18 protein-coding genes are annotated in these 26,365 nt (G+C 71.0%); 7 read left to right on the forward strand and 11 right to left on the reverse strand.

Annotated elements, in window-relative coordinates; all coding sequences use genetic code 11:
* Positions 1-18: 18 nt before the first annotated feature.
* Together OG285_RS02775 and OG285_RS02780 are read right to left on the reverse strand one after the other, a co-directional pair.
* Positions 19-843, reverse strand: a complete 825-nt coding sequence (locus OG285_RS02775; protein ID WP_371790052.1) for a sulfite exporter TauE/SafE family protein — start codon at positions 841-843, stop codon at positions 19-21.
* 174 nt (positions 844-1,017) lie between these two features.
* Positions 1,018-3,687, reverse strand: coding sequence for a TIM-barrel domain-containing protein (locus OG285_RS02780; protein WP_371790053.1), 2,670 nt, complete (start codon positions 3,685-3,687; stop codon positions 1,018-1,020).
* Positions 3,688-4,073: 386 nt separating this feature from the next.
* Here OG285_RS02780 and OG285_RS02785 point away from each other — a divergent pair, with 386 nt between their 5' ends.
* Positions 4,074-5,828 carry a coagulation factor 5/8 type domain-containing protein gene (locus OG285_RS02785; RefSeq protein WP_371790054.1) on the forward strand — a complete coding sequence of 585 codons (1,755 nt, stop codon included), beginning with the start codon at positions 4,074-4,076 and terminating at the stop codon, positions 5,826-5,828.
* A 94-nt stretch (positions 5,829-5,922) separates the two neighbouring features.
* On the opposite strand, the gene OG285_RS02790 is transcribed toward OG285_RS02785, so the two are convergent.
* Positions 5,923-7,533 (reverse strand): glycoside hydrolase family 71 protein, encoded by a 1,611-nt coding sequence (locus OG285_RS02790; RefSeq protein ID WP_371790055.1) that lies wholly within the window; start codon positions 7,531-7,533, stop codon positions 5,923-5,925.
* A 552-nt stretch (positions 7,534-8,085) separates the two neighbouring features.
* Here OG285_RS02790 and OG285_RS02795 point away from each other — a divergent pair.
* Entirely contained in the window at positions 8,086-9,489 is a 1,404-nt protein-coding gene (locus tag OG285_RS02795) for a sugar transferase (RefSeq protein WP_371790056.1), read from the forward strand.
* A gap of 43 nt (positions 9,490-9,532) precedes the next feature.
* Here the strand turns inward: OG285_RS02795 and OG285_RS02800 are convergent, their stop codons facing one another.
* Complete coding sequence (locus OG285_RS02800; protein ID WP_356831634.1) at positions 9,533-10,471, reverse strand: GDP-L-fucose synthase; 939 nt, start codon at positions 10,469-10,471, stop codon at positions 9,533-9,535.
* 125 nt (positions 10,472-10,596) lie between these two features.
* On the opposite strand from OG285_RS02800, the gene gmd reads away from it, so the two are divergent.
* From gmd to OG285_RS02815, 3 genes are all read left to right on the forward strand, one after another.
* Positions 10,597-11,610, forward strand: a complete 1,014-nt coding sequence (gmd, locus tag OG285_RS02805) for a GDP-mannose 4,6-dehydratase (protein WP_356831636.1) — start codon at positions 10,597-10,599, stop codon at positions 11,608-11,610.
* Between the two features lie 31 nt (positions 11,611-11,641).
* Positions 11,642-14,362 carry a LamG-like jellyroll fold domain-containing protein gene (locus OG285_RS02810; protein ID WP_371790057.1) on the forward strand — a complete coding sequence of 907 codons (2,721 nt, stop codon included), beginning with the start codon at positions 11,642-11,644 and terminating at the stop codon, positions 14,360-14,362.
* A gap of 83 nt (positions 14,363-14,445) precedes the next feature.
* Positions 14,446-15,129: a hypothetical protein gene (locus OG285_RS02815; RefSeq protein ID WP_371790058.1), complete on the forward strand. Its 684-nt coding sequence runs from the start codon at positions 14,446-14,448 to the stop codon at positions 15,127-15,129.
* Here the strand turns inward: OG285_RS02815 and OG285_RS02820 are convergent.
* Positions 15,108-16,232 carry a glycosyltransferase gene (locus OG285_RS02820; protein ID WP_371790059.1) on the reverse strand — a complete coding sequence of 375 codons (1,125 nt, stop codon included), beginning with the start codon at positions 16,230-16,232 and terminating at the stop codon, positions 15,108-15,110. The genes OG285_RS02815 and OG285_RS02820 overlap by 22 nt on opposite strands.
* Positions 16,229-16,765 (reverse strand): WcaF family extracellular polysaccharide biosynthesis acetyltransferase, encoded by a 537-nt coding sequence (locus OG285_RS02825; protein WP_356831644.1) that lies wholly within the window; start codon positions 16,763-16,765, stop codon positions 16,229-16,231. Before OG285_RS02825 ends, OG285_RS02820 begins: the two co-directional genes overlap by 4 nt.
* 145 nt (positions 16,766-16,910) lie before the next feature.
* On the opposite strand from OG285_RS02825, the gene OG285_RS02830 reads away from it, so the two are divergent.
* Complete coding sequence (locus OG285_RS02830; protein ID WP_356831646.1) at positions 16,911-18,452, forward strand: hypothetical protein; 1,542 nt, start codon at positions 16,911-16,913, stop codon at positions 18,450-18,452.
* On the opposite strand, the gene OG285_RS02835 is transcribed toward OG285_RS02830, so the two are convergent.
* From OG285_RS02835 to OG285_RS02845, 3 genes are read right to left on the reverse strand one after another with little or no spacing between them, the layout of a single operon-like run.
* Positions 18,425-19,669, reverse strand: coding sequence for a hypothetical protein (locus tag OG285_RS02835; RefSeq protein WP_371790060.1), 1,245 nt, complete (start codon positions 19,667-19,669; stop codon positions 18,425-18,427). The two genes, OG285_RS02830 and OG285_RS02835, sit on opposite strands and share 28 nt — an antisense overlap.
* Positions 19,666-21,384: a lipopolysaccharide biosynthesis protein gene (locus OG285_RS02840; RefSeq protein WP_356831650.1), complete on the reverse strand. Its 1,719-nt coding sequence runs from the start codon at positions 21,382-21,384 to the stop codon at positions 19,666-19,668. Before OG285_RS02840 ends, OG285_RS02835 begins: the two co-directional genes overlap by 4 nt.
* Positions 21,381-22,586, reverse strand: a complete 1,206-nt coding sequence (locus tag OG285_RS02845) for a glycosyltransferase family 4 protein (protein ID WP_356831750.1) — start codon at positions 22,584-22,586, stop codon at positions 21,381-21,383. Before OG285_RS02845 ends, OG285_RS02840 begins: the two co-directional genes overlap by 4 nt.
* A gap of 185 nt (positions 22,587-22,771) precedes the next feature.
* Here OG285_RS02845 and OG285_RS02850 point away from each other — a divergent pair, with 185 nt between their 5' ends.
* The gene (locus tag OG285_RS02850) at positions 22,772-23,257 is read left to right on the forward strand and encodes an adenylyltransferase/cytidyltransferase family protein (protein ID WP_356831652.1); all 486 of its coding nucleotides are present in this window, start codon (positions 22,772-22,774) and stop codon (positions 23,255-23,257) included.
* Here OG285_RS02850 and OG285_RS02855 read toward each other — a convergent pair.
* On the reverse strand, positions 23,217-23,939 hold the full coding sequence (locus tag OG285_RS02855; protein ID WP_371790061.1) for a CDP-alcohol phosphatidyltransferase family protein: 723 nt from the start codon (positions 23,937-23,939) through the stop codon (positions 23,217-23,219). The genes OG285_RS02850 and OG285_RS02855 overlap by 41 nt on opposite strands.
* 74 nt (positions 23,940-24,013) lie before the next feature.
* Entirely contained in the window at positions 24,014-26,050 is a 2,037-nt protein-coding gene (locus OG285_RS02860) for a regulator (RefSeq protein ID WP_371790062.1), read from the reverse strand.
* Positions 26,051-26,365 lie beyond the last annotated feature (315 nt).

Below are 26,365 nucleotides of genomic sequence, written 5' to 3' on the forward strand. Positions count from 1 at the left end.
CCAGGGGACCTGTACGGCTCAGCTCAGCAGCAGCTGGGCGCCACCCAGCACGGTCGCGCCGAGCACCAGCCGCTCGAAGAGCCGCTGGTTGATCCGGTGCACACAGGCCCGTCCGATGAACGCGCCGGGGATGACGAAGACCAGCAGCGCCGCGTCCAGCAGCAGCGACTTGGCGTCGATCAGGCCGAGGCCCACGCTGAAGGGCACCTTGGCGGTGTTGACGATCAGGAAGAACCAGGCTGACGTGCCGAGGAAGCCCAGCTTCCGGAAGCCCGCCGAGATCAGGTAGAGCGACATGACGGGGCCGCCCGCGTTCGCGACCATCGTGGTGAAGCCGCCCAGCACACCGTACGAGCGGGCCATGGCGCGTCCGCGCCGGGCGGGCCCCGCCGGTGCCCCGTCGTCCCCTTCCCCCGCTTCCCCCGCGCCATCCGGGTCGGGGGAGACGGCCGTGCGGGCCTTCTCCGCGGAGCGCCTGCGCCACAGCGTGACGCCTGCCATGAACAGCAGGATCGCGCCGATCGACGTGCGGACGACCGCGTCGTCGGCCCAGAACAGGAACCCCGTACCGATCACCACCCCCACCGCCACGGCCGGGAACAGCCGCCAGAGCGTGGGCCAGTGGGCATGCCTGCGGTAGGTACGGACGGCGAGGAGGTCACCGGCGATCAGTACGGGCAGCAGCACGCCGGTCGACTCCCGGGCCGGCAGGACCGCGGCGAAGACGGCGAGGCTGATGGTGTTGGCTCCGCTGACCGCGGTCTTGGAGAAGCCGACCAGCATCGCCGCCGCCGCGAGGGCGGCCAGGCCCCATATGTTTCCGGTGATGTTCAGCGTGTCCATAGAGCTGGAGATCCTATGCCCAGCCCTTCGGATCAACGGCCTCAGGATCCATCCGCACCGAGGGTCCGTCCGCACCCGGGCCCCGTCCGGACCGCGGACGTCCCGCACCCCGGACACAGGTCAGGGGCCGTCCGTGAACGGCCCCTGACCTGCCTCACCACTGCTCCGGTACCGCTACCTCCGCAGCGCGACCGAGAAGCCGTGGCCCGTGGCGAGCGACGGTGTCCTGACCTGGGTGACCCCGGTGGCGGGGTCCGTGTACCAGCCGGACGTGGCCGCCGCGAAGGCCTTCGCGGAGTTCAGCCTGTGCAGCTTGCCGCCCGCCATGACCACCTGGGACGGCGCGTCCTTGGCGTGCACCGTGAAGGTGTACGAGCGGGAGGCGGGCTTGCCGGTGTAACTGCCCACGCTGGCCCCGACCTTGATGGTGGTGGCGCCCTTGCCGTGCGTGGGGGCCTTCACCTGGACGTGCTGGGTGGCCGACGAACCCTTCGCGAACTTCCGGGTCACGCCGTCGTCCTCGTACAGCGTGTAGTCCGTGGTGCCCTTGGGGTAGATGTCGTAGTCGAGTTCGCTCTTGTCGCGGGTCTCCCACGACGTCGTGCCCTTGGGCCACATCGGCACGATCGAGCCGCCCTTGACGAACAGCGGAAGGGTGTCGAGCGGCGCCTTGTAGCCGTTGACCGTGGTCGGGCCGTGGTAGGCCTTGCCCGTCCAGTAGTCGGTCCAGGTGCCCTTCGGCAGGTAGATGCCGTTGCGGACGTCGGTGTCGCTGTAGACGGGCGCGACCAGGAAGTCCGAGCCGGACATGAACTCGTACTTGGCGTCGGCGCCGAGCGTCGCCGGGTCGTCCGGGTACTCCAGCGAGAGCGGGCGCACCGGACCGACACCGGTCTTCGTGGCGTCCTTGGACAGCGTGTACATGTACGGCAGCAGCCGCTCCTTCAGCTGGAGGTACTTCCGGTTGATGGAGGTGTACGGCTCACCGTCCAGCCAGGGCTGCTGGTCGTGCGGCTTCTTGGTGGTGAGGTCGCTGGCCCAGCCGTCCATCGTCATGATGGCCGGGAGGAACGCCTTCCACTGGAGGTCGCGGGCGTACATCTTCGGGTCGTGGCCGTAGATCGAGCCGACGTCACCGGTGTTGTACGCGATGCCGGACAGCGTCGCACCGGCATACGTCGGGATCTGCCAGCGCAGATAGTCCCAGGACAGCTTCTGGTCACCGCTCCAGAGCACTCCGCAGCGCTGGGCACCGGCCCAGGAGACCGGCAGCCAGACGAAGCCGCGGGCGTCGCTGTTGTCCTCGATACCCGCCTTGGCCTGGTCGCAGGCGTCGAGCGCCATGCCGTAGCCGTTGCCCACCCAGGCGACGTCCAGCTTGCGGACGCGCACCCCGGCCTTGGCCTCTTCGGGCTGGTTCGGCAGGCCGTCCTGGGTCCACAGCCCGAGCTGGGCGTGGCTCTTGTTCAGGCCGGCGCCGGTCTGCGGCAGGTCCTCGTAACCGCAGCCGTAGCCGTCGTTGACCAGCATCCAGCCGAGCGGCATCTGGTTCTGGTTGTAGCCGTCCGCGATCTTCAGCGAGTCCAGGGTGTGCCGCTCGCCCCGGTTGGCGTTGTGCAGATAGCAGTCGGAGTCACCCGGTTCGAGTCCGTACACCGGCGGCATGAACGGCTTGCCGACCAGCGAGGTGTACTCGCCGATGACCTTCTTGGTGTCGCCGGTGAAGTAGTAGGCGTCCAGGCGCCGTTCCTGCTGCCCGGTGCGGACCGGCGAGCCGAAGTCGTACACGCCGGGCGTCATGGTGTTGCGGAAGACGCCGTATCCCGCGGTGGAGATGTAGAACGGCTGGGAGTTGTTGTAGCCGCCCTCGTCCCAGTTGGTGTTGTTGCCGACGTTCATGACCTGGCCGCGGTGGGAGAAGCTGCCGTTCTGTTCACCTCCGCCGAAGAACTGCTCCCTGGAACCGCGCTTCAGGCTCTGCCGCATGCCGCCGGTCGTCCAGCGGAGCGGGTCGGCCTCGGCCCAGATCACCGTACGGTTGTCCGCCTTGTACAGGGCGAAGGTGAGCGGCTTCTTGTAGACGCGCAGCACGACGCCCTTCGACCGGATCCCGTAGTAGGTACCGGCGTTGAAGGCGGAGGTGTGCGACTGGGCCTTCGGCTGCTTCTGGATCATGTGGCTGCCCGCGGGACCGGAGAGGTCGCCGTCGGGGGAGGCCTGGAGCCGCATCGTCTCGTCGGTGAAGAAGGAGGCGCGCGCCTTGAGGTCACCGGCCGCGATGTCGTAGGTGCCGTGCGAGCCGCTGAAACCGGTGAGGTTGCCCGCGTCGGTGGACTCCGGGAGGTACGCCTTGCCGGTGAACGAGTTGTTGTGGACGGTGTACGGGACGACCACCACGTGGTAGGTGCCGGACGCCTTGGGGATGACCGTCGCCTCGGGGTCGGCGGTTCCGGCGCTCGACGCGACCTGCTTGTTGTCCTTGTCGTAGATGTACATGTCGAAGTCGTCGGTGGGTGTCTGCCACTGGATGGAGACCGGCACCCCGCCCTCGGGGTTGTCGTCCCATTCGCCCGCCGGCGGGTTCACGGTCAGATCGAACCGGGCGCACTTCGCCTGGTCCGGATCGTCGGCCGCCGTGCCGCACTTGTCGGGCCCGTCGACGGTGCCCTTGGCATAGACGGGGCTCTGCCAGGTGACGCTCTTCGTACCGCTGTCGAGGACTCCCGACGGGGCGGCGGCCGCGTGTGCCTGCGACGCCGGAACGGTCAAGGTGGTGAGGGCGAGTACCAGCGCCGACACCACGGCGGCCGCGCCCTGCCGGGGGCGGCTTCTGAGGATTCGCAAGGAGTGTTCTCCGTTCGTACCGAACAGCAAAATGTGCAATGCCTGCGCAGACATGCTTGGAACACTGGAATTTCGAGCATCACAATTCACCTTACGGTCAGTACATGTCAACGTTTCGGCGCGATCCGCACCCTCGTCCGGAGCGGTCCCGAGCCGGGAATCACCCTCGTCGACAACGCCCGGGGAGCCGGGGTCCTCGCCGTCAAACAGCCCTTTATTCAACAGAGTTGGAGAAACACAGCTCATCGGCACCACTTTTTGCACAACTCTTGACGTGGCGCACGCCCGGAGGAACGATCCAACCCATCAGAGAGCGCTCCCATAGCCATTCGCTCTTCACTTCTTGAAGGCTCACCGTCGAGCCACCAACTGCGGGAGATTTCCCCATGCTTGTTCCCCCCACAGCACGCAGGAGAAGGATGTCGGTGGTGGCAGCGGCCGCGCTCGCTGCCGCTCTGCTCGTCGTCGCCCCGTCGAAATCACACGCCGCCGATCTGCCCGGCGGCGGTGACCTCGGCCCGAACGTGCATGTCTTCGACCCCTCCACACCCGACATCCAGGGCCAGTTGGACTCGGTGTTCAAACAGCAGGAGTCGGCCCAGTTCGGCACCGGCAGGGACGCCTTCTTCTTCAAGCCGGGCACGTACAGCAACATCAACGCCCAGCTCGGCTTCTACACCTCGATCGCCGGGCTCGGCCTGTCCCCCGACGACACCAACATCAACGGCGATGTCACCGTGGACGCGGGCTGGTTCAACGGGAACGCCACGCAGAACTTCTGGCGCTCGGCGGAGAACCTCGCACTGACCCCGGTCAGCGGCACCGACCGCTGGGCCGTGGCCCAGGCCGCTCCGTTCCGCCGGATGCACGTCAAGGGCGGGCTCAATCTGGCCCCCGACGGCTACGGCTGGGCCAGCGGCGGCTACATCGCCGACAGCAAGATCGACGGGACGGTCAGCCCGTACTCCCAGCAGCAGTGGTACACCCGCGACAGCTCGGTGGGCGGCTGGGCCAACGGCGTCTGGAACATGGTGTTCTCCGGCGTCAAGGGTGCACCGGCGCAGGGCTTCCCCAACCCCGTGTACACCACCCTGGACACGACGCCCGTCTCCCGCGAGAAGCCGTTCCTGTATCTCGACGGCAACGACTACAAGGTGTTCACGCCGGAGAAGCGCACCAACGCCAGCGGCACCACCTGGGAGAGCGGCACGCCCAAGGGCGACTCGATCCCGCTGGACCAGTTCTACGTGGTCAAGCCCGGAGCGACCGCGGCAACCATCAACCAGGCACTGGACCAGGGCCTCAACCTCCTCTTCACGCCCGGCATCTACCACGTCGACCAGACCATCGACGTGAAGCGGGCCAACACGGTGGTGCTCGGCCTCGGATACGCGACGATCGTCCCCGACAACGGGGTGACGGCGATGAAGGTCGCCGACGTGGACGGCGTCAAGCTGGCCGGTCTGCTCATCGACGCGGGAACGACCAACTCGGACACGTTGCTCCAGGTCGGTCCCGAGGGTTCGTCCGCCGACCACTCCGCCAACCCGACCACCGTGCAGGACGTCTTCGTCCGGATCGGCGGCGCGGGTCCGGGCAAGGCCACCACCAGCATGGAGATCAACAGCAACAACACCATCGTCGACCACACCTGGCTCTGGCGTGCCGACCACGGTGACGGCGTCGGCTGGGAGACCAACAGAGCCGACTACGGTCTCACCGTCAACGGCGACAACGTGCTGGCCACCGGGCTGTTCGTCGAGCACTTCAACAAGTACGACGTCCAGTGGAACGGCGAGAACGGCAAGACGATCTTCTTCCAGAACGAGAAGGCCTACGACGCCCCCAACCAGGCCGCGGTCCAGGACGGTGCCACCAAGGGATACGCCGCCTACAAGGTCGCCGACTCGGTGAACACCCATGAGGGCTGGGGCCTGGGCAGCTACTGCAACTTCACCGCGGACCCGACCATCCAGCAGGACCACGGCTTCGCCGCCCCCGACAAGGCAGGCGTGAAGTTCCACGATCTGCTGGTCGTGTCGCTCGGCGGGAAGGGCCAGTACAACCACGTCATCAACAACACCGGATCCGCCACCTCGGGGACGTCGACCGTGCCGTCCACCGTCGTCTCGTACCCGTGAGCACCGGAGGTACCGCGGCCGTGTGAACTCCGGAGGCCCTTCCCCTGTGACACGAGGGGGAGGGCCTCCCGCCGTGCTCGGCCCGGCCGCCGGCTCAGGGAGTGTCCGGGCGGCCGCTGCTCTCCGCGTAGTACTGGAGATCCTGGACCTGGACCTGGCTCCGCACCGGATGACGCGAGGTCACTTCCGCCACCGTCCGGCCGTCCCGGCGCACGGTGGCCGCGCTCCACCCCGTGTGCAGCGGAACCAGGGTGGGCCGGACCCCGGCCGGCACCGGGTGGCTCTGCCGGTCGGTCCCGACCACGGTGTCCAGCACGGCGGGCGCGGTCAGGAAGGTCAGCGCCTCCACCATGTCGCGGGGCGGGGCCGTCCCTTCACGGGGACTCATCAGCTTCTGCTGGGCACCGGGCACCGGCTGCGTCCCGGCGAACTGGACCCGCGAGGTCAGATAGACCGTGTCCCGCACGATTCTCGGCCACCGGCCCGTCTTGAAACGTGTGAGGTAGTACGAGGAGAGATCGAGGTAGACGTAACCATTGTGCAGCGAGGGCGCGAACTGGCTCCCCTCGGAGTAGTCGTTCCAGGTGGTGAGCTGGACCCAGTCGGCTCCGTCGTCGATCGCGTGGCCCCAGCCGGCCCGCAGCGTCGAGGTGTTCCCGGCCTCGTCGTACACCCCCTGGTTGGGCCTGGCGTCCTGCACCGAGACCGGCTGCATCCAGGTCTTGCCCAGCCGGTGGGCCAGCGCCACATCGGCGGCGGCGCCCGACTGTGCGGTGTAGCTGCGGTTCCCCCACTCCGAGAAGCCGTAGCTGACGGGGGCGAACCGCTCCGCGTTCGCGGTGAAGTTCAGGAACAGCGGGACCAGGGCCGTCCGGATGCCGTGGCGGTTCCGCAGCCGGGTCGTCAGCTGCGACCACCAGCCGGGATCGTGCGCCTCCGCCTTGAACGGGGAGATCACCAGCCGCCCGTCGCCGAGCCGGTGGGCGGCCGGGTAGGCGGCGAGCCCCGCCAGGGCGTCGGCCAGCGTCGTGGGGTCGGTGTGCAGCGATGTCATGTCCGGCATCAGCATGATCCGGAATCCGGGTGCCGCCGAAGCGGCCGCCTTCAGCAGGAGGTTGACCCGCTCCCAGTTCAGCCCGGTCAGCGACAGGATGTCGACACTGAACCCGTCGATGCCCGCGGCCCTCGCGGTGCGGACCTCCTGCTGGAGGTTGGCGAGCTGCCAGTCGCCGCTCCGGGGTGCGACGGGCAGCGGCCGGTCACGCAACAGGCCGCCGTACGGGGCGTGTTTGCCGTCCTCGCCCTGTGGGGTCAGGTAGTTGCGGCTGTAGTAGTCCTGCCCGGCCGGTTCGTTGTCCAGGGACAGTGGATACGGCGTGAAGTAGTGGGCGAACACCAGGTGGTGGCCGCCGCGCAGCACCGCGGGTGCGGGCAGGTCGAAGGGCAGTTCCCTGCCGGTGACCCGCTGCGGCCGTGGGGTGAGCGCCCCGGCACGGTCAGCCGGGCCCTGTGCCGAAGGCACGGCGGCGGGAGCACCGCCGGCGGGTCTGCCGTCCGCACCAAAGGGTGACCAGGCCATTCCGCTTCCGGCCAGCAGGCAGATCAGCAGCAGGCCGAGCCCGAGACCGGCTCCCGGCAGCAGGATGCGCCGCCCGGCGGTTCTGCGGCGGCGGTGCGCCAACGGTCGTACCGGCGCTTCGGCCATCGTCGTTCCCTCCCGGAGAGCCGCCCGCAGTGCGGGGGTTGGGCAGTAGTAGAGCCGAAATGCGGCTTCGGGACAACAGGGGTCCGTCCCGGACCGGGCCGCACACGGCTGTTCAGCAGCCGCGTCCGGCCGACGGATCCCCGCCGTGACCAGCGGGGCAGGCGCTGAGGCCGTCGCTCCGCATCACGTGCCGCGGAATGGGGCCGCTCCGGCGGGGCTCCGTTCGCACACATGGTCGTGAGGTGGCCGCAGGGTGATCACAGCGGTGGCCGCGGGGCGGTCCCGGGAAAGAATTACACGAGGCCACCACCTCTTCGCCACACGGTCTCCCGATGGATGCGGGGCCAATCGGTCGCAATGTTTACGTAAACGGCATGGTGCGACCTGAAGTTTGTCGTACTGTTCCCTGTTGCGACTCCAGTTCGTCGATCGGGGAATCGACGAACGGGACGAACCAGTCAACACGTGCCGGGGGGGTACATGTGGCATGTCCGAACGCCTGAGACCAGTGCGTCCGACATCAGCACTTCATCAGGCGCGATCCCGCATGGGATGCGCCTGAAAGCACCGTGGTACCTGCCGACGGCGCTGCTCGCCGACGTCGCCGCGACAGCGCTTCCGGTGGCTCTCGCGTTCCGTGCCCAGGGACAGCCGTACGCACTCCGGTCGGCCGCCGTGACAGCGGGCGCCTGGCTCGGGGTGCAGGCCTTCCGCCACCGCTACACCAAGCGCGCCCTGGGCGAGTCCCGGGGAGCGCTGCCCGTCCTGCACGACTGGCTGATCCTGCTGGGTGTGCTGGCCGTGGTCCGCAGCGCGGCGGAACTGCACCACCCGCCGCTGCTGTGCCTGTTGGTGCTCGTCCCGTCCCTGCTGTCCACGCTCGTCTGCCGCCGGGCGACCTACCGGCACCTCGCGGCGGCCCGCCGCAAGGCCCAGGTCGTGACCCGGGTCCTGGTGGTCGGCGAACCGGCGGCCGCCGACGACGTGGCCGGCCATCTGGCGGGCCGCACCGACCATCCGTACGTCGTGGTCGGCATCGTGGCGGTCGGCCCCGGTGCGGTGGACAGCGGCTCGCGGCTGGCCGGACGGCTGGCTCCGCACGCCCCGGCGGCCACCGCCGACGACACCGTGCCGCTGCTGGGCGCCGCCCGCGAACTGGCGGCCGACGTCGTCCTGGTCGCCCCCGGCGCGGGCATGTCGGGCGAGCGGCTGCGGCGGCTGTCCTGGGCCCTGCACGACGCCGGTGTCGAACTGGCCCTGGCCCCCGGGCTGGTGGAGATCTCCGTCAAGCGGATGGAGCCCGCGTCCGCCGCCGGGATGGCTCTGCTGCGGATCGTGCCGCCGGTACGGCGCGGCGCCCAGCCGGTACTGAAGTCCGTCATGGACCGGACGGGCGCGGGGCTGGGGCTGCTGCTGCTGTCACCGCTGTTCCTGGTGATAGCCCTGGTGGTCGGGCTGAGTTCGGCCGGTCCGGTCTTCTACCGGCAGCAGCGGATCGGCCAGGGGGGTACGCCGTTCGTCATGTGGAAGTTCCGCACGATGCGGCTGGACGCGGACGCCCGCAGGGCCGAGCTGGCATCGGCGAACGAGACCGACGGGCCGATGTTCAAGATCCGGCGCGATCCGCGGGTCACCCGGGCCGGCCGGCTGCTGCGCCGGACGTCTCTTGACGAACTCCCCCAGCTGATCAACGTGTTGCTCGGTGTGATGTCCCTGGTCGGCCCGCGCCCGCCCCTCGCCGAGGAGGTCGCGCTGTACAACGAGACGGAGGCCAGGCGGCTGGCCGTGCGCCCCGGGATGACCGGACTCTGGCAGGTCAGCGGCCGGTCCGACCTCTCCTGGGACGAGGCCATCCAGCTCGATCTCCAGTACGTCGACAACTGGTCGTTCACCAGCGACGTCGACGTGATGGCCCGTACGCTCCGCGCCGTTGTCGACGGCCGCGGTGCGTACTGACCGGCCGCATTCCGTGCGGACCGGGGCCCCGGCGTACCGCCCGTCAGCCGCGCTGCCACGCGGCGTACGTGGCGGCGATCCCGTCGCGCAGCGCGATGCCCGGCTTCCAGCCGAGCGAGCTCAGCCGGCTGATGTCGAGCAGCTTGCGGGGGGTGCCGTCGGGCTTGGAGGTGTCCCAGCCGATCCGCCCCTCGAAGCCCGTCACATCGGCCACGGTGGCCGCGAGTTCACGGATGGTCAGGTCGGTGCCGCAGCCGACGTTGACCGGCGCGTCACCGTCGTACGAGCGGAGCAGCAGCGCGCAGGCGGAGGCGAGGTCGTCGACATGGAGGAACTCCCGGCGCGGCGTGCCGGAGCCCCAGAGGACCACCTCGTCCCGGCCGGCCGTGCGGGCCTCGTGGAAGCGGCGGATCAGTGCGGGCAGGACGTGCGAGGTCTCCAGGTCGAAGTTGTCGCCGGGTCCGTAGAGGTTGGTCGGCATGGCGGAGATGTAGGCCGCCCCGTACTGCTGCCGGTAGGACTGGATCTGCACGATTCCGGCGATCTTGGCCAGGGCGTACGCCTGGTTGGTGGGCTCCAGTGCTCCGGTCAGCAGGGATTCCTCGCTGATCGGCTGCGGGGCGAGCTTCGGATAGATGCAGGACGAGCCGAGGAAGAGCAGCCTGCCGACGCCCGCCGCGTGCGCTCCGGCGATCACGCTCAGCTGGATCTGCAGGTTCTCCTCGATGAACTGGACCGGGTGGGTGCTGTTCGCCATGATCCCGCCGACCTTGGCCGCGGCCAGGACGACCGCGTCGGGGCGGGTGTCGGCGAGGTGGCGCGCGGTGCTCGCGGCGTCGCGCAGATCCAGCTCGGTACGGGTGCGGGTGAGGACCTGGTATCCGTCGGCGGTGAGCCGGCGGGCCACCGCCGATCCGACGAGGCCCCGGTGGCCGGCGACGAATATGCGGGCACCTGCCGGCAGGAACAGCGAATCAGTCATGGGCCGGATCATGCCAGGACGAAGCCCGTCACCGTGGCCAAGATGCTGACTTGTTTCTCGAACCACAACATAACCACGGTGCCCGGGCCGGTCCCGGACCGGTCCGCCAGAGAGGGACATTCCATATGAGCAAGTCCGCACTGATCACCGGGGTCACCGGTCAGGACGGTTCCTATCTGGCGGAGCTGCTGCTCTCCAAGGGGTACACGGTCCACGGCCTCGTCCGGCGTTCGTCCAGCTTCAACACGGAGCGCGTCGACCACATCTACCAGGACCCGCAACAGCCCGACCGGTCCTTCGTGCTGCACCACGCGGACCTCGCCGACGGGGTGGCGCTGGTGAACCTGCTGCGCGAGCTGAGACCGGACGAGGTCTACAACCTCGGGGCCCAGTCCCACGTCAGGGTCTCCTTCGACGCTCCCCTCTACACGGGTGACGTGACCGGCCTCGGGGCGCTGCGGCTCCTCGAAGCCATCCGGGCGAGCGGTATCGAGACCCGCTACTACCAGGCGTCGTCCTCCGAGATGTTCGGCGCCACCCCGCCCCCGCAGCACGAGGGCACGCCGTTCCATCCGCGCAGCCCGTACGGCGCGGCCAAGGTCTTCGGGTACTGGACCACGGTCAACTACCGCGAGGCGTACGGCATGTACGCGGTGAACGGCATCCTCTTCAACCACGAGTCGCCGCGCCGGGGCGAGACCTTCGTGACCCGGAAGGTGACCCGCGCGGTGGCGCGGATCAAGGCGGGGCTCCAGGACCGGCTGTACCTGGGCAATCTGGACGCCGTACGCGACTGGGGGTACGCCCCGGAGTACGTGGACGCGATGTGGCGGATGCTCCAGCACGACGAGCCCACCGACTTCGTGGTGGCGACCGGAGTCGCGGCGACGGTACGGGAGTTCGTGGAGACCGCGTTCGCCCACGCGGGTCTGGACTGGGACGAGTACGTCCGCTACGACCCGAAGTACGAGCGCCCCAGCGAGGTGGACGCGCTGATCGGCGACCCGGCGAAGGCGAACGAACTGCTCGGCTGGAAACCGGAAGTGCTCGTCGAGGAGCTGGCCCGGATCATGGTGGACGCCGATGTGCGTCAGGTCGCGGACCAACTGGCCGGTGCGAACGTCCGCATCGACCGCTGACGTGACGACTTCATGCCTGGGGGGTATGTACATGCGTAGATCCAGAGGGCTTTCGGCCGCCCTCGTCCTCACGGTCACCGCGGGTCTGGGGGTGACAGCCGCGGCTCCGGCCACGGCGGTCACCCCTCCGGTGGCGTTCACCGCGGACGACCTGCCGACCTGGCAGACGAACGGAATCGTCTGGGCGCTGGCCGAGGCGCAGGGGACCGTCTTCGTCGGCGGTACGTTCTCGCAGATCCGGCCGCCGGACGGGGCGAGCGGCACACCGCAGGACGCGGTCAACTTCGTGGCGATGAACGCCGCCACCGGGGCGCCCACGTCCTGCAAGCTGTCGTTCACCGTGGGCAGTGGCACCGCGACCGTGCGGGCACTCGCGGTCTCGCCCGACAAGAAGACCCTGTACGCGGGCGGCTACTTCGGCGCCGTCAACGGCGTACAGGCCAGCAGCCTCGCGGCGATCGACATCGCCACCTGCGCCCCGAAGGCGGACTTCCACCCGAGCTTCCCGGCGACGGTGCGGGCGCTCGCCGCCACCGGCGACACGGTGTACGCGGGCGGCGACTTCGGGACCGTCGCGGGCGAGACGCGCAAGCGGTTCGCCGCGGTGGACAGCGGCACCGGAGCCCTGCGCCCGTTCCGCGCCGACGCGGATCTGCCGGGCCGTGCGGTGGCGGTCACACCCGACGGGCACGACGTCCTGCTCGGCGGTGACTTCTTCACCGTCAACGGCGCCGCCTCGCACGCGCTCGCCGTGGTCGACGCCACGTCGGGCCAGAACGTGAAGACCTATCCGGGCTTCATCGAGACCAACTCGGTCGTCAAGACCATCGGGACCGACGCGACCGGTTTCTACACCGGCAACGAGGGGACGGGCGGCGGCGTCTTCGACGGGCGGATCGCGCTGAACCTCAGCGATCTCGGCCAGCGCTGGCGCGACACCTGCCTGGGCGCCACCCAGGCCGTGCTGTCGTACGAGAACGTCCTCTACAGCGCGTCGCACGCCCACGACTGCTCCAGCGTGGGCGAATTCCCCGACGGTCCGCGCAACCATCTGCTGGCCCAGCCGACCACCGGCGTGGGCAAGCTCGGCTGGTTCCCGAACACCAACGACGGTCTTGGCGAGGGCATCGGCCCGCGCGCCCTGACCGTCGCGGAGACCTCCTCCAACAAGTACCTCTGGGTCGGCGGCGAGTTCACCACGGTCAACGCCGCGCCCGCCCAGGGACTCACCCGGTTCGCGGCGAGCCCCGACACCGGGGTGCCGGGGGTGCCGCAGGCCAGTGCGTCCAGCTTCAGGCCCGGTGAGGTGCAGGTGCGCTGGCGCTCCAGCACCGACCTGGACGACAGCAGGCTGACGTACAAGGTCTACCGGAACGGCTCGTCCACCCCGCTGTACACCGTGGACGGCGATTCGCTGCCGTGGTCGCGGCCCCAGATGTCGTTCCGGGACACCGGTGTGACCGCGGGCCGGACCTACAGCTACCGGGTGACGGCGACGGACGCGGCCGGCAACGCGAGCGGGCTCTCGCCCACGGCGACGGTCACCGTCCCCTCGTCGGCCGATGCGTACCCGGCGGCCGTCCTGAAGGACGGCGCGACCCTGTACTGGCGCTACGACGAGGCCGGTTCCCCGTTCACCGGCGACTCGTCCCCGTCCGACAACAGCGGTATCCAGCTGGGCGGCCCGTCGCTGCGGCAGACTCCGGCCGCGGTCAACGGCTCCAGTACGGCGCTGGGTCTCGACGGCACCGACCAGCTGGTCTACAGCGACCGCAGGACGACCGTGGACGGTGACTACTCGATCGAGACGTGGTTCAGGACGACCACCGGCCGCGGCGGCAAGCTGGTCGGTTTCGGCGACAACACCACCCGGACCAGCGGCACCTACGACAAGCACCTCTACATGACCGACAGCGGCAATGTGGTCTTCGGTGTGTACCCGGGCTCGGCCCAGACCGTCACCACCCCGGGCACCTACAACGACGGCGCCTGGCACCAGGTGGTCGCCACCCAGGGCGCCTCCGGCATGGCGCTCTATGTCGACGGTGCGCTCAAGGCCTCGTCCAAGGTGACGGGCAACCAGGCGTACTCAGGCTACTGGCGAGTCGGCGGTGACCAGCTCAACGGCTGGCCGCAGCAGCCCACGAGCAACTTCTTCGCGGGCCAGATCGACGAGACGGCCATCTACCCCTCGGTGCTCACCGCGCAGCAGGTGGCCGACCACCACGGACTGGCGAGCGCCCCCGCGGACACCGTCACCACCGTCCGCGCGTCCGACGACGGTTACGTCAACGCGGGTGCACCGAGCACGAACTACGGCACGTCGAGTTCGCTCGCGGTACGCGGCACACCGGCGTACGCGTCGTATCTGCGCTTCACCCTGCCGCCGGCCCCGGCGGGCACGGTACTGAAGAGCGCCAGGCTCTCGGTGAAGACCTCGGCCCAGACGGGGGCGGGCTCCACGGACAGCCAGTCCGTCGTGCCGGTCACCGGGGACTGGACCGAGCCGGCTCTGACGTACACCGACCGGCCCGCGCCGGGACCTGGCACACTCGGCACGCTGAGCGGCGCCACGGACGGGTCCACCGTCTATTCGGCCCCGCTCGACCCGACCGCGCTCACCCCTGCGCTGGGCAGCCCCTACAGCCTGGCACTGACGAGTACGGGCACGGACCCGCTCTGGCTGTGGTCCCGCGAGGCCACCGCGGCCGAGGGCACTCCGCAGCTCGTGCTGACCTTCGGCGCACCGTGATCCGCCGGTGACGCCACCGCAATGACCGCGTGCGGGGCCCGGTCCGCCGGGCCCCGCACCGCCCGTACCACAGGAGCACTCTCATGCGTCCACTCCACCGGCGTACGGCAGCCGCGGCGGCCGCGCTGGCCGCCCTCGTCTCCCTGTCCGCCTGCGGCTCGTCCGGTTCCTCGCACGACAGCGGGAAGAACGGGGCCGGCGCTCAGCACACCCCGGCTCCGTCGGCGAGCGTCCCGGACCCGCGGACCGGGACCGGCCCTTCGCCGTCCCCGTCGGCGAAGGAACCGGTGCTGCCGGACTCCCGGCTCACACCCGTCACCGGCTCGTTCAGCAAGAAGGACAAGAAGTACCTGAGCGGGCGGGTGCCGCAGGACATGGATCCCTCCGCCGTGCTGCAGACCGGCCAGGAGAGCTGCCAGCGGGTTTCCAGGACCGCCGCACACGACAAGGACGCGGCGGTGGGAGCGGTCATCGCGGGCGACATCCCCGACGCGAAGGCGGCCATCACCCTGCTCTGCCCGGACCAGAAGCCGGTCCTCAAGGCCGCGGACGCGGGCTTCCCGGACGGCACGCGGAAAAACCCGCGGGCGGGCACCTACCGCGCCCTGACGACCACCGCCGACTGCACCTGGCGCGTCTCGGGCAGCGGCGGCAAGCTGCTCGCATCCGGGCCCGGCACGGGCGCCAAGGGTACGGTCGAGGCCCGCGTCCCGGCGGGCGCCGCCGAGTTCACCTCGACCGGCTGCTACGCCTGGGTCCCGGCGTAGCACCTCGCGTACACGCCGAGCAGGGTGTCGAGCACGGCGTCCATCGAGAACGCCTCCGCCGCCAGCTTCCGCGCTGCGGCGGAGGCCGCTTCGCCGGCACCGGGGTCCAGCAGCTCCAGCACGCCGGAGGCCAGATCCGCCGCGCCGCCGACCACACGTCCGGCGCCGGCGTCCGCGATGTCCCGGGCGAGCCCGTTGGAGTGCGTGACCACGGCGGGCGTCCCGGCCGCGAGGGCTTCCAGGACCGACATCGGGAACGGCTCGTCCACCGAGGGCAGTACATAGACATGGGCGTGCCGCAGCTCGGCGAGCATCTCACCGGACGAGAGCGAACCGGGGCAGTGCACCCGCTCGCCGAGCCCGAGGCCACTGATGAGCCCCTGTACGGAGGCGAGTTCGCCCTCGTCCGGCCCGGCCAGGACGAACTCGGCCTCCGGGTGGTGGCGCAGGATCTCCGGGACCGCGGCCACGAAGTCCTGCGGCCGCTTCCTGGCCTGCAGCCTGGCCGCGTAGAGGATGCGCGGCGGTCCGGACGGGGTGGGCCGGGCCTCCTGGGCCGGCACGCCGTTCACGAGACGGACGAGGCGGAGGGGCCGGCCGGGGGCCACGGCTTCGAGGCCCCTGCGTTCGTGGTCCGTCAGATACAGCACGGCCGAGGCCCGGCGGAGCACTCGGCGGACGGCCAGCGCGTCGAGCACCTTCGCGAGGAGCCGGTCGCTGGGGTCGACCATGCCGTGGGTCTGGAGCACGAGCGGCTTGCCCGCGCGCAGCGCCGCCAGGGCGACCGGCAGGGTCACCAGGTCGCGTGCGAGGTGCACATGGACGAGGTCCGCGTCGCGGACCAGACGCCCGGCGGCTGCGATCAGGGCGGGTGAGGTGATGCCGCTGAAGCCGAGCGGCAGCATTCTGCGGGCGCGGAAGAGCCGGGCGGGTACGCCCTCCACCTCGGTGGGCAGCGGACCTCCGAAGCCGTCGCCGAGGGCGAGCAGCCGCGCCTCGTGACCGCGCTCCCGCAGCCCCCGGGAGAGGTTGAGCGCGACCCGGACGGGGCCGCCGAAGGCGTGCGTCGGACTGTGCAGGGTGACGGCGTGCAGGACTCTCATACGGGCTCCTCGACCGGGCGGCGGCCCTCGGCCGTGTGCAGCGTGAGGTCCGGGAGGTCCCGGTGGACGACGGTGCCCGCCGCCACGACGGCGTGCGCGCCTATGGTGACGCCCGCGAGCACCGTGGCGCGGGCGGCGACCCAGGCGCCGTCCTGCACCACGATCGGGGCGTTGCGGTAGCGGAAGTCCGCGGCACGGTGGTCATGGCTGCCGGTGCAGAGCAGCGCCTCCTGGGAGACACAGACATGCGCCCCCAGGGTGACCGGCTCCAGGTTGAGCAGCCAGGCGCCCTCACCGATCCAGGTGTGGTCACCCACCGTCAGCTTCCACGGCCACAGGACCCGCACCCGGTGGCGTATCAGCACCCCTTCACCGATCGTCGCTCCGAAGGCCCGCAGCAGCGCGACGCGCAGCCGGGCCGGGCAGAACCACGCCATGAAGACGGTGTTCATCACGGCGAACCAGAGCGCCTGGGTCAGCCGCCCCCGGCCCTTGTCGTACCCGGCCAGCGTGAACGCCGGTAGATTCCGCATCACTTCACCCCCACTGGCGCCTCCCCAGACGCCTGAGCGCTCAGCCTAGTGCGTGACGAGAGGCGACAGCGCGGCGTCGGTAGACTGCGGGCGGGGAACTGCGGGGAACGACACCGGGGCGTTCAACAGGGGGCGGGGGCCATCCATGGCGACGGACACGAGCGAGAGCGCCCGGCCGGGGCCGCCGGCCGCTGCCGCCGGGCGCGGCCCGGTCCCCGGCCCCGCCGGGGTCCCCGCGGCCGCCCTCCGTTTCGCGCCCGCCGTCTCCCCGCGCACGCTGCTCTCACGGGCCCTGTCGGTGCCGCTCGCGCTCGGGCTCTCGCTCGTACTGCCGCTGCTCGTCGCCGTACAGCCCGGCGACGGGGTCCACGACGCCGCGTACTGGCTCCAGCTCACCCTGACCGTCTACGCGGGGGCCAGGCTGTCCGGCATGATCCTGACCAGCCACCGCAAGCTGCTCCAGGGGTCGTTCTGGCTCTTCGTCTACATGGCGATGGGGGTGGCGCCGCTGGCTCAGGCGGTGCTCGGCAAGGTTCCGACGCCCGTGGTGGGGCCGCGCTCGGACGTGACGGAGGCCGTGGCGCTCGTCCTCATCGGCTGCGCCGCCTTCGACGTGGGCGCGCTGCTCGCCCGGCACCGGCCCGGCGGCAAGGGCCGCGGTGGGACCAGACCCGCGCTGGTGCACCGCAGGCGGCTGTATCTGCTGGTCGTGGTCGCCTTCGTGTGCAGTGCGGCGCTCATCGTCAAACTGGGCGGGCCCGCCGTCTTCTTCAGCAGCCGGCAGGAGATCATCGCCGGTATCGAGGAGGCGGGCATCTCGCAGGCCGACTCGCAGGCGGGCCAGGCCCTGCTGCGCGGCTTCGGCACGGTCCCCGCGCTCTTCGCCCTGCTCGCGTACACCCGCTGGCTCGTCACGTCGCGCCGCGCCCGCAGATCCCCCGCGGTGATCACCGTCTGGATCGCCCTTGCCGCACTGAACACCGTGGTCAACAACCCGATCTCCAACCCGCGTTACTGGTTCCTGACCGTGCTGCTCGCGCTGCTCTTCACGGTGTTCCCGGTCAGCGCGGCGATGTACCGCTCGGCGCTGAGCCTGGGGGTGGTGGTGGCGCTGGTGATCTTCCCGTTCGCCGACCGCTTCCGCTACGACGAGCAGAACTACCACCCGGTGGAGACCACTTCGGTACTGGAGCCGCTGGCGCTCAAGGACTACGACCAGATCGGGATGTTCGCCAACACCATCACCTTCGAGCGGTCCGGTGTCGGACACCTCTACGGCAAGCAGCTGGCCGGATCGCTACTGTTCGCCGTCCCGCGCTCGGTGTGGCACGGCAAGCCGCACGACACCGGGGTGATGGTCGGGGAGTGGATGGACGCGGTCAACACGAACCTCTCCTCGCCGGTGTGGGCGGAGCTGTGGATCGACTTCGGCCCGGCCGGGATGACGCTGGGGCTGCTCGCGATGGGGTACGCGGCCGCCCGGGTGGACCGGAGATACGCCCGCCGCGCGATCCGGCGCACACCTCCGGGAAGCCTGATCTCTCTCGTGGTGCCGCTCGTCGCCGGTTACTCGTTCATCCTGCTGCGCGGTCCGCTGCTCCAGGCGTCGGGCCGGGTGGCCATCGCGGTGATCTGCATCGCGATGGTCACCACCTACCGTCAGGACAGGGGTGCGGTGCTGCGCTGAGCGTCCCCGCCGGTGACCGGCTCGGCCGCCGGGCCCAGCCGGACGACGCGCGTCCAGGCGGCGACCGCCTTGAGCGCGGAACCGGCCGCGAGCCCCCAGGCCGCGCCCATGACGCCGCCGAACGGATAGCAGCCGAGCATCAGCGCCACGGAGACCAGCGAGAAGACCACCTGGAGCGAGAGGGTGGCGCGCGGGCTGAGCACCCGGAGGGTGACCAGAGCGCAGGTGCCGAGCGCCATCACCGCGTACTGGCTGCCGGTGGCGGGCAGCAGCGCCGATGCCGACTGCCAGGTGGCGCCGAGGAGTTGGTGTCCCACCCGGTCGGGCAGGGCGTAGAGGACCGCGGCCCAGCCGAAGCCCACCCCGGCCAGTACGCAGCCCAGCACGGCGGCGGCGCGCGCGGTGGCCCGCCGGCCGCCCAGCCGGCCGAGGACCGGCGGGCCGAAGGCGTTGACCGAGTTGAACAGCACGTTGAGCGGGCCGAAGAGCGTGGTCGCGCCGCGCAGCGCGCCGACGGCCAGCGGGCTGGCGAACAGCCCGAGGCCGAGGACGGCCAGCTGGCTGGAGGCGTTGCCGACGGCGAACTCGACGACGAACCGCATCCCGAGGTGGCCGCGCCGCAGATAGCGCCGTACCTGGGTGGGGGCCCCGCGTACCAGGGGCCGCAGCAGCAGCAGGCCGGTCAGGAGCGCCGGGACGGCGGACAGTCCCCAGACGGCGACCAGCCGGGCGGGGTTCGCGTGGTGCGGCTGGAGGAGCAGGGCGGGCACCACGCAGAGCAGCCGCAGCACATCGGCGACGAGTGCGCGGTGGGGCTGCTGGAGCGCGGAGAAGGAGTAGCGCAGGCCGTCCTGGAGCAGCACGAAGGGCAGCACGAGTCCCAGCGCCAGGAAGGTCTGCCCCAGCCGGCCGCCGACGGCCGCGCCGCCCGCCGCGAGCAGCGCGCCCGCGGCGAGTGAGGCAGAGCCGGTGAAGGCGGCGGCCGAGCGGCAGGCCGATGCGAGCGCCGTCCGGTCGCCGCGCTCCAGCACGACGGCCTGTCCGACGTACGACATGTTGAGGCCGAGCAGCACCGTGAAGGTCAGATAGACCATCGAGAACGCGGCGAACCCGGCGGTGGTGGAGACCCGGGCCGCCATGACCAGCACCAGGATGTTGGTGAGGCTTGAGGCAGCCTGGTCGAGCACCGAGGCGGCGACGACGGCCGAACGTCTCACCGGTCGCCGGCGCGGATGATGCCGAGGGCGACGGTGTCGTCCCCTGCCGGGACGCGTGGCGCCGCCGGGAACGGTGCCGGTGCCGGAAGCTGCGGCGCCGCGCCCGGCGGCGCGGGTCTGCCCGATGCCCGGCCGCCTCCGCCCCGGTGGCCGGACTTGGCGGCGGTACGGCGACCCGGCCTGCGGGCGGCCGAGTGGGTGACGGCGCCCAGTACGGTGCCGCCCGCGCCGGTGATCAGTTCCCGGATGCGGACGAGGTCGGCCCGGTGCACGGCACGCGGGTCACAGACGATCAGCACCCCGTCCACCCGGTCGACCAGGGCCAGCGCGTCGGCGTAGGCGAGGACGGGCGGAGCGAGCACGACGACCGTCGCGTTCGGCGAGTCGGCCTCCTCGATCAGCCGGGTGATCCGGGCCGATGTGAGGGCGCGCGCCACATTCCGTACGCGCTCACCGGGGATCAGGTCGAAGGCCCCCGACTCGCCCGCGTCGACCTGGAGTTGCCGGGGTCCGGGCCAGCCGGATTCGTCGAAGTCGGGCGGCAGGCTCCAGCCCGGGCGGCTGGGCGCGTTGGCGCGCAGCCGGGCGGTGAGCGACGGTGTGCGCAGGTCGGCCTCGACGAGCAGTACGTCCTTGCCGGTCTCGGCGAACGACGCCGCCAGATTGGATGCCACGGCCGCCGCCGCTTCGCTGTTGCCGCCGCGCGGGGCCGCGACCAGCAGCCGGCGGCGGTCGGCGAACCGCTGGTCGTAGGCGAGCCGGAAGGCGACGGAGCGGTACTCCTCGGCGAGGCGGGAGTCCGACTGGTCCACGGCGAGCAGCGGGCCGCCGTCGGCGACGCGCGGCAGGGTGCCGAGTACGGGGGCCCGCACCGCGCGGGCGACGTCGCCGGACGAGCGGGGTGACGGGTCGAAGACCAGCCGCACCCAGGCGGCGAGCAGTCCGAGCGCGATGCCGACGGCGCCGCCGACGCCGAGCGAGACGATCAGTCCGAGACCGCTGGAGGCGGTCGGCGGCACGGCCTTGACGATGACGGTGCCGGCCGTCATGTCGAGCGCCTTGAGGCTGGCTATCTGGCTGTTGAGCGTGCCGACCTTGCTGAGCAGGTCGTCGTTGCGGGCCCGTGAGGAGTCCGGGGCGCCGCTGCCCTCGACCGCCAGCTGCTTGGCCAGGTCGTTCTGTTCCTTGGCGATCGGGTTCAGCTGGTTCTGTGACTTCTTGACCATGCTGTCCCGGAGCTCGCCCCACTGCTTCTTCCGCAGATCGAGGTATGCCTTCGTCACCGCGTTGGCACGGCGGGCCGCCTCCTCGGGCGAGGTCGTCGTGTAGGTGAAGTGGAGCACCATCGTCTGCGGCGGGTTGGTGACCTGGAGCCCGCGCTGGAAGGCGGCCAGACGGCTGTCGGGCAGGCCCAGGGCCTGGACGGCGACCTCGGCGACACTGCTGCTGACCGCGGTCTGCCGCTCGGTGCCCATGTTGATGGTCTTGTCCACCGAAAGGGCCGGGTTGAAGGGGTCGTTGGTGGGGGCGCGCAGCCGGATGTCGCTGGCCGCCGCGTAGCTCTCGGCGGAGGTGACCCCGAGCCAGGCACCGCCGAGCAGGCCGATCCCGATTCCCAGGCCGATGAGACGGCGGTAGCGCAGCAGTTGCCGGAACTGGTCCCTCAGCAGGTCCGGTTCGTCGTCCCTCGCCGCGGAAGCGTGCGTGTCCGTCACGTGTGTGGACCCCCCAAGGCCTCTTCGATCAGTGCGTCGATCCGCGCCAGTCCCTCGTCCCTCGACAAGTGGGACGCCACATGACGCGGCCCCTCAGCCCCCAGAGCATCGGCGGTCACCGGATCTCCGGCGAGTCTACGCACCGCGGCCAGCAGGGCGTCCGGATCCTCCGGGGAAACGAGCACCCCGGCCCCCGACCGGAGCACTTCCTGTGCGGTGCCGCCCTCGGCGGCGACGGAGGCCACCACCGGTCGCCCGGAGGCGAAGTACGAGGTCAGCTTGGAGGGGACGCTCATGTCGAGCACCGAAGCCCGCTGGGTGACCGCCAGGACGTCCGCCGCCGCGAGAATGTCCGGGAATTCACCGTCATCGGCGGGCGGCAGGAACACCAGATTGGGTACGTCGGCGGCGAGCGCGGCCAGCGTCCCGCGCTGGTTGCCGTCGCCCATCAGCACCACGCGCAGGGCCGGATCGCGTCTGGCCGCCTCGACCAGGACGTCGAGCCCCTGTTTGAGTCCCATGTTCCCGGAGTGCAGGACGACGGTGTCGCCCTCGCGCCAGCCGAGCCGGGCCCGGCTCTCCGCACGCGGGCGCGAAGGGCCCGGTATGTGGTTCCAGTTGGGCACCAGCCGGATCCGCCCGGGATCGACGCCCATGGCCCGTACCTTCTCGACGAAGGTCTCGTGGATCACGCCCACCAGGGTGGCGCGGCGCAGGGCGTACGACTCGGCGCGCTCGGCCAGAGCGGCGGCGCGGTCCCCGCCGCGTATCCCGCTCTGCGCCGCCGCGGCGCCCATCAGGTCCTGCACCACGGGGACGTACGGCGCTTTCCAGCGGGCCGCGAGCCGGGCCCCGAGCACACCGCCCGCGAGGCTCGGCATCTGGGCGAGTACGGCGTCCGGGCGCCCGGTCCGGGGTGGCGCGGCCAGGCCGTGCAGCAGGATCGTGGCCTCGAAGAGCGCCCGCCGGACGGCGGTCTGCCGGGGCGGCACGGTGTGCCTCCGGCGGTGCACCCGTACCCCTTCGCGGTCCTCGGACCGGCGCCAGACACCGGCGTACGCCGGGTCCGTCGACCAGGACGGGTAGTGCGGCATCCCGGTGAGCACATGGGTCTCGTGGCCGTCTCGTGCCCAGTGCTCGGCTATCTGTGTCGCATACGGCCCGATGCCCGCGTGCTCCGGCGCGTAGTTGGTGGAAACCAGCAGCAGCCGGCGCCGGTTCACGGCCGGTTCATCATTGCGTCGCGTCTGTGTCACGCGGCGGTCCCTTCCCCCAGAGGCGAACCCATTGGTCACCCCGATCGTTCACTCATCCTGAACGGAATGTGCACGCTATCGTCAGTACCTTCCACCACACCGGGGGGTGTGGTTCCCTGGGGGGTTCAGTCATGACGGCAGGCAAACCGTACCGGGTCGGTTACGCACCCGGCGCTTACGATCTCTTCCACATCGGTCACCTCAACATCCTTCGTCACGCGCGCAGTCAGTGCGACTACCTGGTCGCCGGCGTGGTCTCCGACGAGATGGCCGAGCGGGCCAAGGGGCGCCGCCCGATGATCCCGCTCGTGGAGCGGCTGGAGATCGTCCGCAGTGTCAGATACGTGGACGCGGCGTTCGTGGAGACCGTCGCGGACAAGGTCGAGACCTGGAGACAGGTGCGCTTCGACGTCCTGTTCAAGGGCGACGACTGGCGGGGCACCGCGAAGGGCGAGAAGCTGGAGCGGGATTTCGCCGCGGTGGGCGTCGAGATCGTCTACTTCCCGTACACGGTGCACACGTCGAGTACGCAGTTGCGCCGCGCCCTCGACGTACTGGCCCAGCCGGAACCGCAGTTCAGCGCTGAACTGCGCTCAGTTCCCGGAACCACTTCGTGAGGAAGGCGGCCAGGAACAGCGCACTGGCCGCACCGAGCACCGTATAGGCCCAGCGGAAGCCCGCCCCGGCGCCGAGCAGCAGGAACACCAGGCAGAAGATCCCGTGGTCGACGGGGAGCAGCGCGACCGCGCGCAGCCGCGACGGCGCCGCGGCCGGGCTCCCGGGGGCCGGCCCGGGGGTGAGCTTCTCGGTGAGCAGTCCGCCGAAGAAAGTGACGACGGCGGCGAACTGGAAGCCGAGCGGCACCAGCAGCCAGACGTCGTCGGTCACCCCGAAGTGGCCGGGGTGACGGAAGAAGGCGATGAGCACGGCGGAGTGCAGCGCGGTGATCTTGGCGCAGTCCACGACGTGGTCCAGCCACTCCCCCGCCGCACTGCCGCCGCCGCGCAGCCGGGCCAGCTGCCCGTCGGCCGAGTCGAAGGCGAACCCCACGGCGAGACCGGCCCACACGGCGACGCCCCGGCCCCAGGAGGGATCACCCAGCGCCACCCCTGCGACAGCGGCGAAGCTGAACACCGCGCTCACCAGGGTCACCTGATTGGGACTCAGCCCCAGAGCGTGTGATCCGGCGGCCAGGTAGCGGCCCACCGGGCGGTTCACATAGCGGGAGTAGAGCGACACTCCCTTGGCGGACTTCTGCGCCGTCCGCAGTTCGAGCAGCGCGGTACCCACGGATCCCATGGCCCCCCCAGGTCATCTGTGCACAAAGTGTGAACATCATCGCAGGTGTGCGGCCACCTTCAAGACCACCCGGCTCATGGCAGGGTCAGTTGTCCGTCGAGGGCACGGGCGAGGCCCGGAGCGGTCCGTACCGAGGCACCCCGGACGAAGGCCTCGCCGTACGCCTCGTCCCCGATGGCCGCCCGGGCGCTGCGCTCGCACTCCTCGCGTACGGGTCCCAGCTCGGGTGTGCCGCGCTGCGGGTGGCCGACCGTGCGCCAGTAGGCCTGGCTCGTCCCGTAGACCAGGGCGGCCCGTTCGCCGTCCCCTTGCGCCGCCAGGGCGGCCGCGAGGACGTCCAGGCCCAGGGCGATCCCGAAGGCGTCACCGATGTGCCGCTTGCCCATGAGCATCGACCGCGCATGGGCCGCCGCGTCGCCGGGCCGGTCCTGGAAGAGCGCGATCAGCGCGAGCTGGTACTCGGTGTAGGAGCGGGTCCACCAGTCGCCGGTCTCCCGGCACGCCTCCCTCAACTCGACGGCGAGAGCGTGCGCCTCGGTGAGCAGGCCGAGTCCGGTGAGCGCGAACACCTCGACGAGCCGGCACTTGCGGCGGGACGCCGAGTCCTGCCGCATGTCCGGGGAGCCCGGCAGGCGGACGGCCACGGTGTGCGCGGCCAGCGGCCGGCCGGCCATGAGGTGGCTGAGGCCGAGGAGGTACGCGGCGGCGAGGGACTCCTCCGCGTCGTCCCCCAGCCGCGCCTCCGCGTCGCACTGGAGCCCCAGGTCGTGTGCCAGGTCGTGCTCGCCCTGGAGCAGCGCGTTCACACCGAGCACCCACTGCGCCCGGCTCCGGGCCGGCCCCCGCACCGGGTGGAGGGCCAGGGCGCGTTCCACGAAGCCGCGCAGCTCGTGCAGGTGGCCGCAGCAGCTCCAGTAGAAGCCGACCAGGCCGACCAGTTCGAGCGCACGTCCGGGGTCGCTGACCAGCAGCCGGTCCAGCGCGGTACAGATGTCGATGTGTACATCGGCCACCCGCCGGTACCACTCGCTCTGTTCCGGGCTCCGCCAGCCGGCGTCGGCGGCGCGTGCGAGGTCCAGGCAGTACCCGGCGTGCCGCTCGGCCAGTTCCTCACCCTCACCCAGTTCGGCGATCCACATCCGGCCGTACTCCCGCACGGTGTCGAGCATGCGGTGCCGGGTGCCGTCCCAGCCGACGACGGACTTCTCGATGAGCCCGCACAGCGCACGGCCGACGTCCGCCGGAGAGAGCGGCCCACCGGAGCAGACCGCACGCGCCGACTCCGCGTCGAAGGGGCCGCGGAAGACGGACAGCCGTGCCCAGAGGAGCCGTTCGAGCGGTTCGCACAGTTCGTGGCTCCAGCCGATGGCGGTCCGCAGGGTCTGGTGCCGCAGCGCCCCCGCCCGGTCGCTCAGCACCAGGGTCTCGAAGCGGGAGCTCAGCTTGTCGGCCACCTCCTCCACCGAGCTGTCCCGCAGCTGCGCGACGGCGAGTTCAAGCGCCAGCGGAATCCCTTCGAGCTGCCGGCAGATACCGGCGGCCGCGGCGGCGACGCTCGGATCCGCCAGCGAGAGGCCGGGTACGGCACGCTCGGCCCGCTCGGTGAAGAGCGCGAGCGCCGCCCGGCCGGTCTCGACGGGCAGCGGTTCGATCTCGACCACGCACTCGCCGCCGACCCCCAGTGCCTGCCTGCTGGTCGCCAGCACCGTGAGACCGGGGGCCGCCATGAGGAGATCACCCACCAGGCTGCGGCACGGCTCGACCAGGTGCTCGCAGGAGTCGAGCACCAGCAGTCCCTCCTTGTCGGCGAGCCATTCGCAGAGCGCGTCCGCCTGGCTGCGCGTCGTGTGGTCGGAGAGGCCGACGGCGTCGCAGACCGTGGGCAGCAGCAGCTGTTCGCCGGAGATCGGCGAGAGGTCCGCCCACCATGCTCCGTCCGGGCAGTCCGGTGCCGCACGGCCCGCCGCACGGAGCGCGACGCGGGTCTTGCCCACCCCGCCGATCCCGGTCAGCGTGATCATCCGGTGCCCCGCGAGAGCGTTCCGCAGACGGCCCAACTCGTTCTTTCGTCCCACGAGACTCGTGGTCTCGCGGGGAAGGTAGCCCGACACCGGAACAGTCTCGCCTACTTCGCGCGCCGTCGGCGCCGCGGGGGCGGTCCTCCCTCGATGAGCGCGCGAACACCGTTCCGGGAAAGCGGCGTTGAGGCGCCGCCGCCGCACCGCGTCGGTGCTCGACAACGCCGGCGAAGTGACGGAAGTTGTGGTGAACGGTTCCGCCCGCCGGCGGCGCTCCGCTGCGCAGCCGTCCACCGACCGCACCGCCGCACCGCACCGCACCGCACGACCGCACCAGCGCACAGCCAGGAGCCGGGAGCCCCCAGTGAACTCTGCACGCCGCACTGCCACTTGCCGCGGAGTACGCCG

The organism is Streptomyces sp. NBC_01471 (assembly GCF_041438865.1).
Taxonomy (GTDB): Bacteria; Actinomycetota; Actinomycetes; order Streptomycetales; family Streptomycetaceae; genus Streptomyces.

Bases quoted from the DNA above. Each gene is read 5' to 3' on its own strand.
- OG285_RS02775 (WP_371790052.1), bottom strand. From the start codon at position 843: ATGGACACGCTGAACATCACCGGAAACATATGGGGCCTGGCCGCCCTC.
- OG285_RS02785 (WP_371790054.1), top strand. From the start codon at position 4,074: ATGCTTGTTCCCCCCACAGCACGCAGGAGAAGGATGTCGGTGGTGGCA.
- OG285_RS02790 (WP_371790055.1), bottom strand. From the start codon at position 7,533: ATGGCCGAAGCGCCGGTACGACCGTTGGCGCACCGCCGCCGCAGAACC.
- OG285_RS02795 (WP_371790056.1), top strand. From the start codon at position 8,086: ATGCGCCTGAAAGCACCGTGGTACCTGCCGACGGCGCTGCTCGCCGAC.
- OG285_RS02800 (WP_356831634.1), bottom strand. From the start codon at position 10,471: ATGACTGATTCGCTGTTCCTGCCGGCAGGTGCCCGCATATTCGTCGCC.
- gmd (WP_356831636.1), top strand. From the start codon at position 10,597: ATGAGCAAGTCCGCACTGATCACCGGGGTCACCGGTCAGGACGGTTCC.
- OG285_RS02810 (WP_371790057.1), top strand. From the start codon at position 11,642: ATGCGTAGATCCAGAGGGCTTTCGGCCGCCCTCGTCCTCACGGTCACC.
- OG285_RS02815 (WP_371790058.1), top strand. From the start codon at position 14,446: ATGCGTCCACTCCACCGGCGTACGGCAGCCGCGGCGGCCGCGCTGGCC.
- OG285_RS02820 (WP_371790059.1), bottom strand. From the start codon at position 16,232: ATGAGAGTCCTGCACGCCGTCACCCTGCACAGTCCGACGCACGCCTTC.
- OG285_RS02825 (WP_356831644.1), bottom strand. From the start codon at position 16,765: ATGCGGAATCTACCGGCGTTCACGCTGGCCGGGTACGACAAGGGCCGG.
- OG285_RS02830 (WP_356831646.1), top strand. From the start codon at position 16,911: ATGGCGACGGACACGAGCGAGAGCGCCCGGCCGGGGCCGCCGGCCGCT.
- OG285_RS02850 (WP_356831652.1), top strand. From the start codon at position 22,772: ATGACGGCAGGCAAACCGTACCGGGTCGGTTACGCACCCGGCGCTTAC.
- OG285_RS02855 (WP_371790061.1), bottom strand. From the start codon at position 23,939: ATGGGATCCGTGGGTACCGCGCTGCTCGAACTGCGGACGGCGCAGAAG.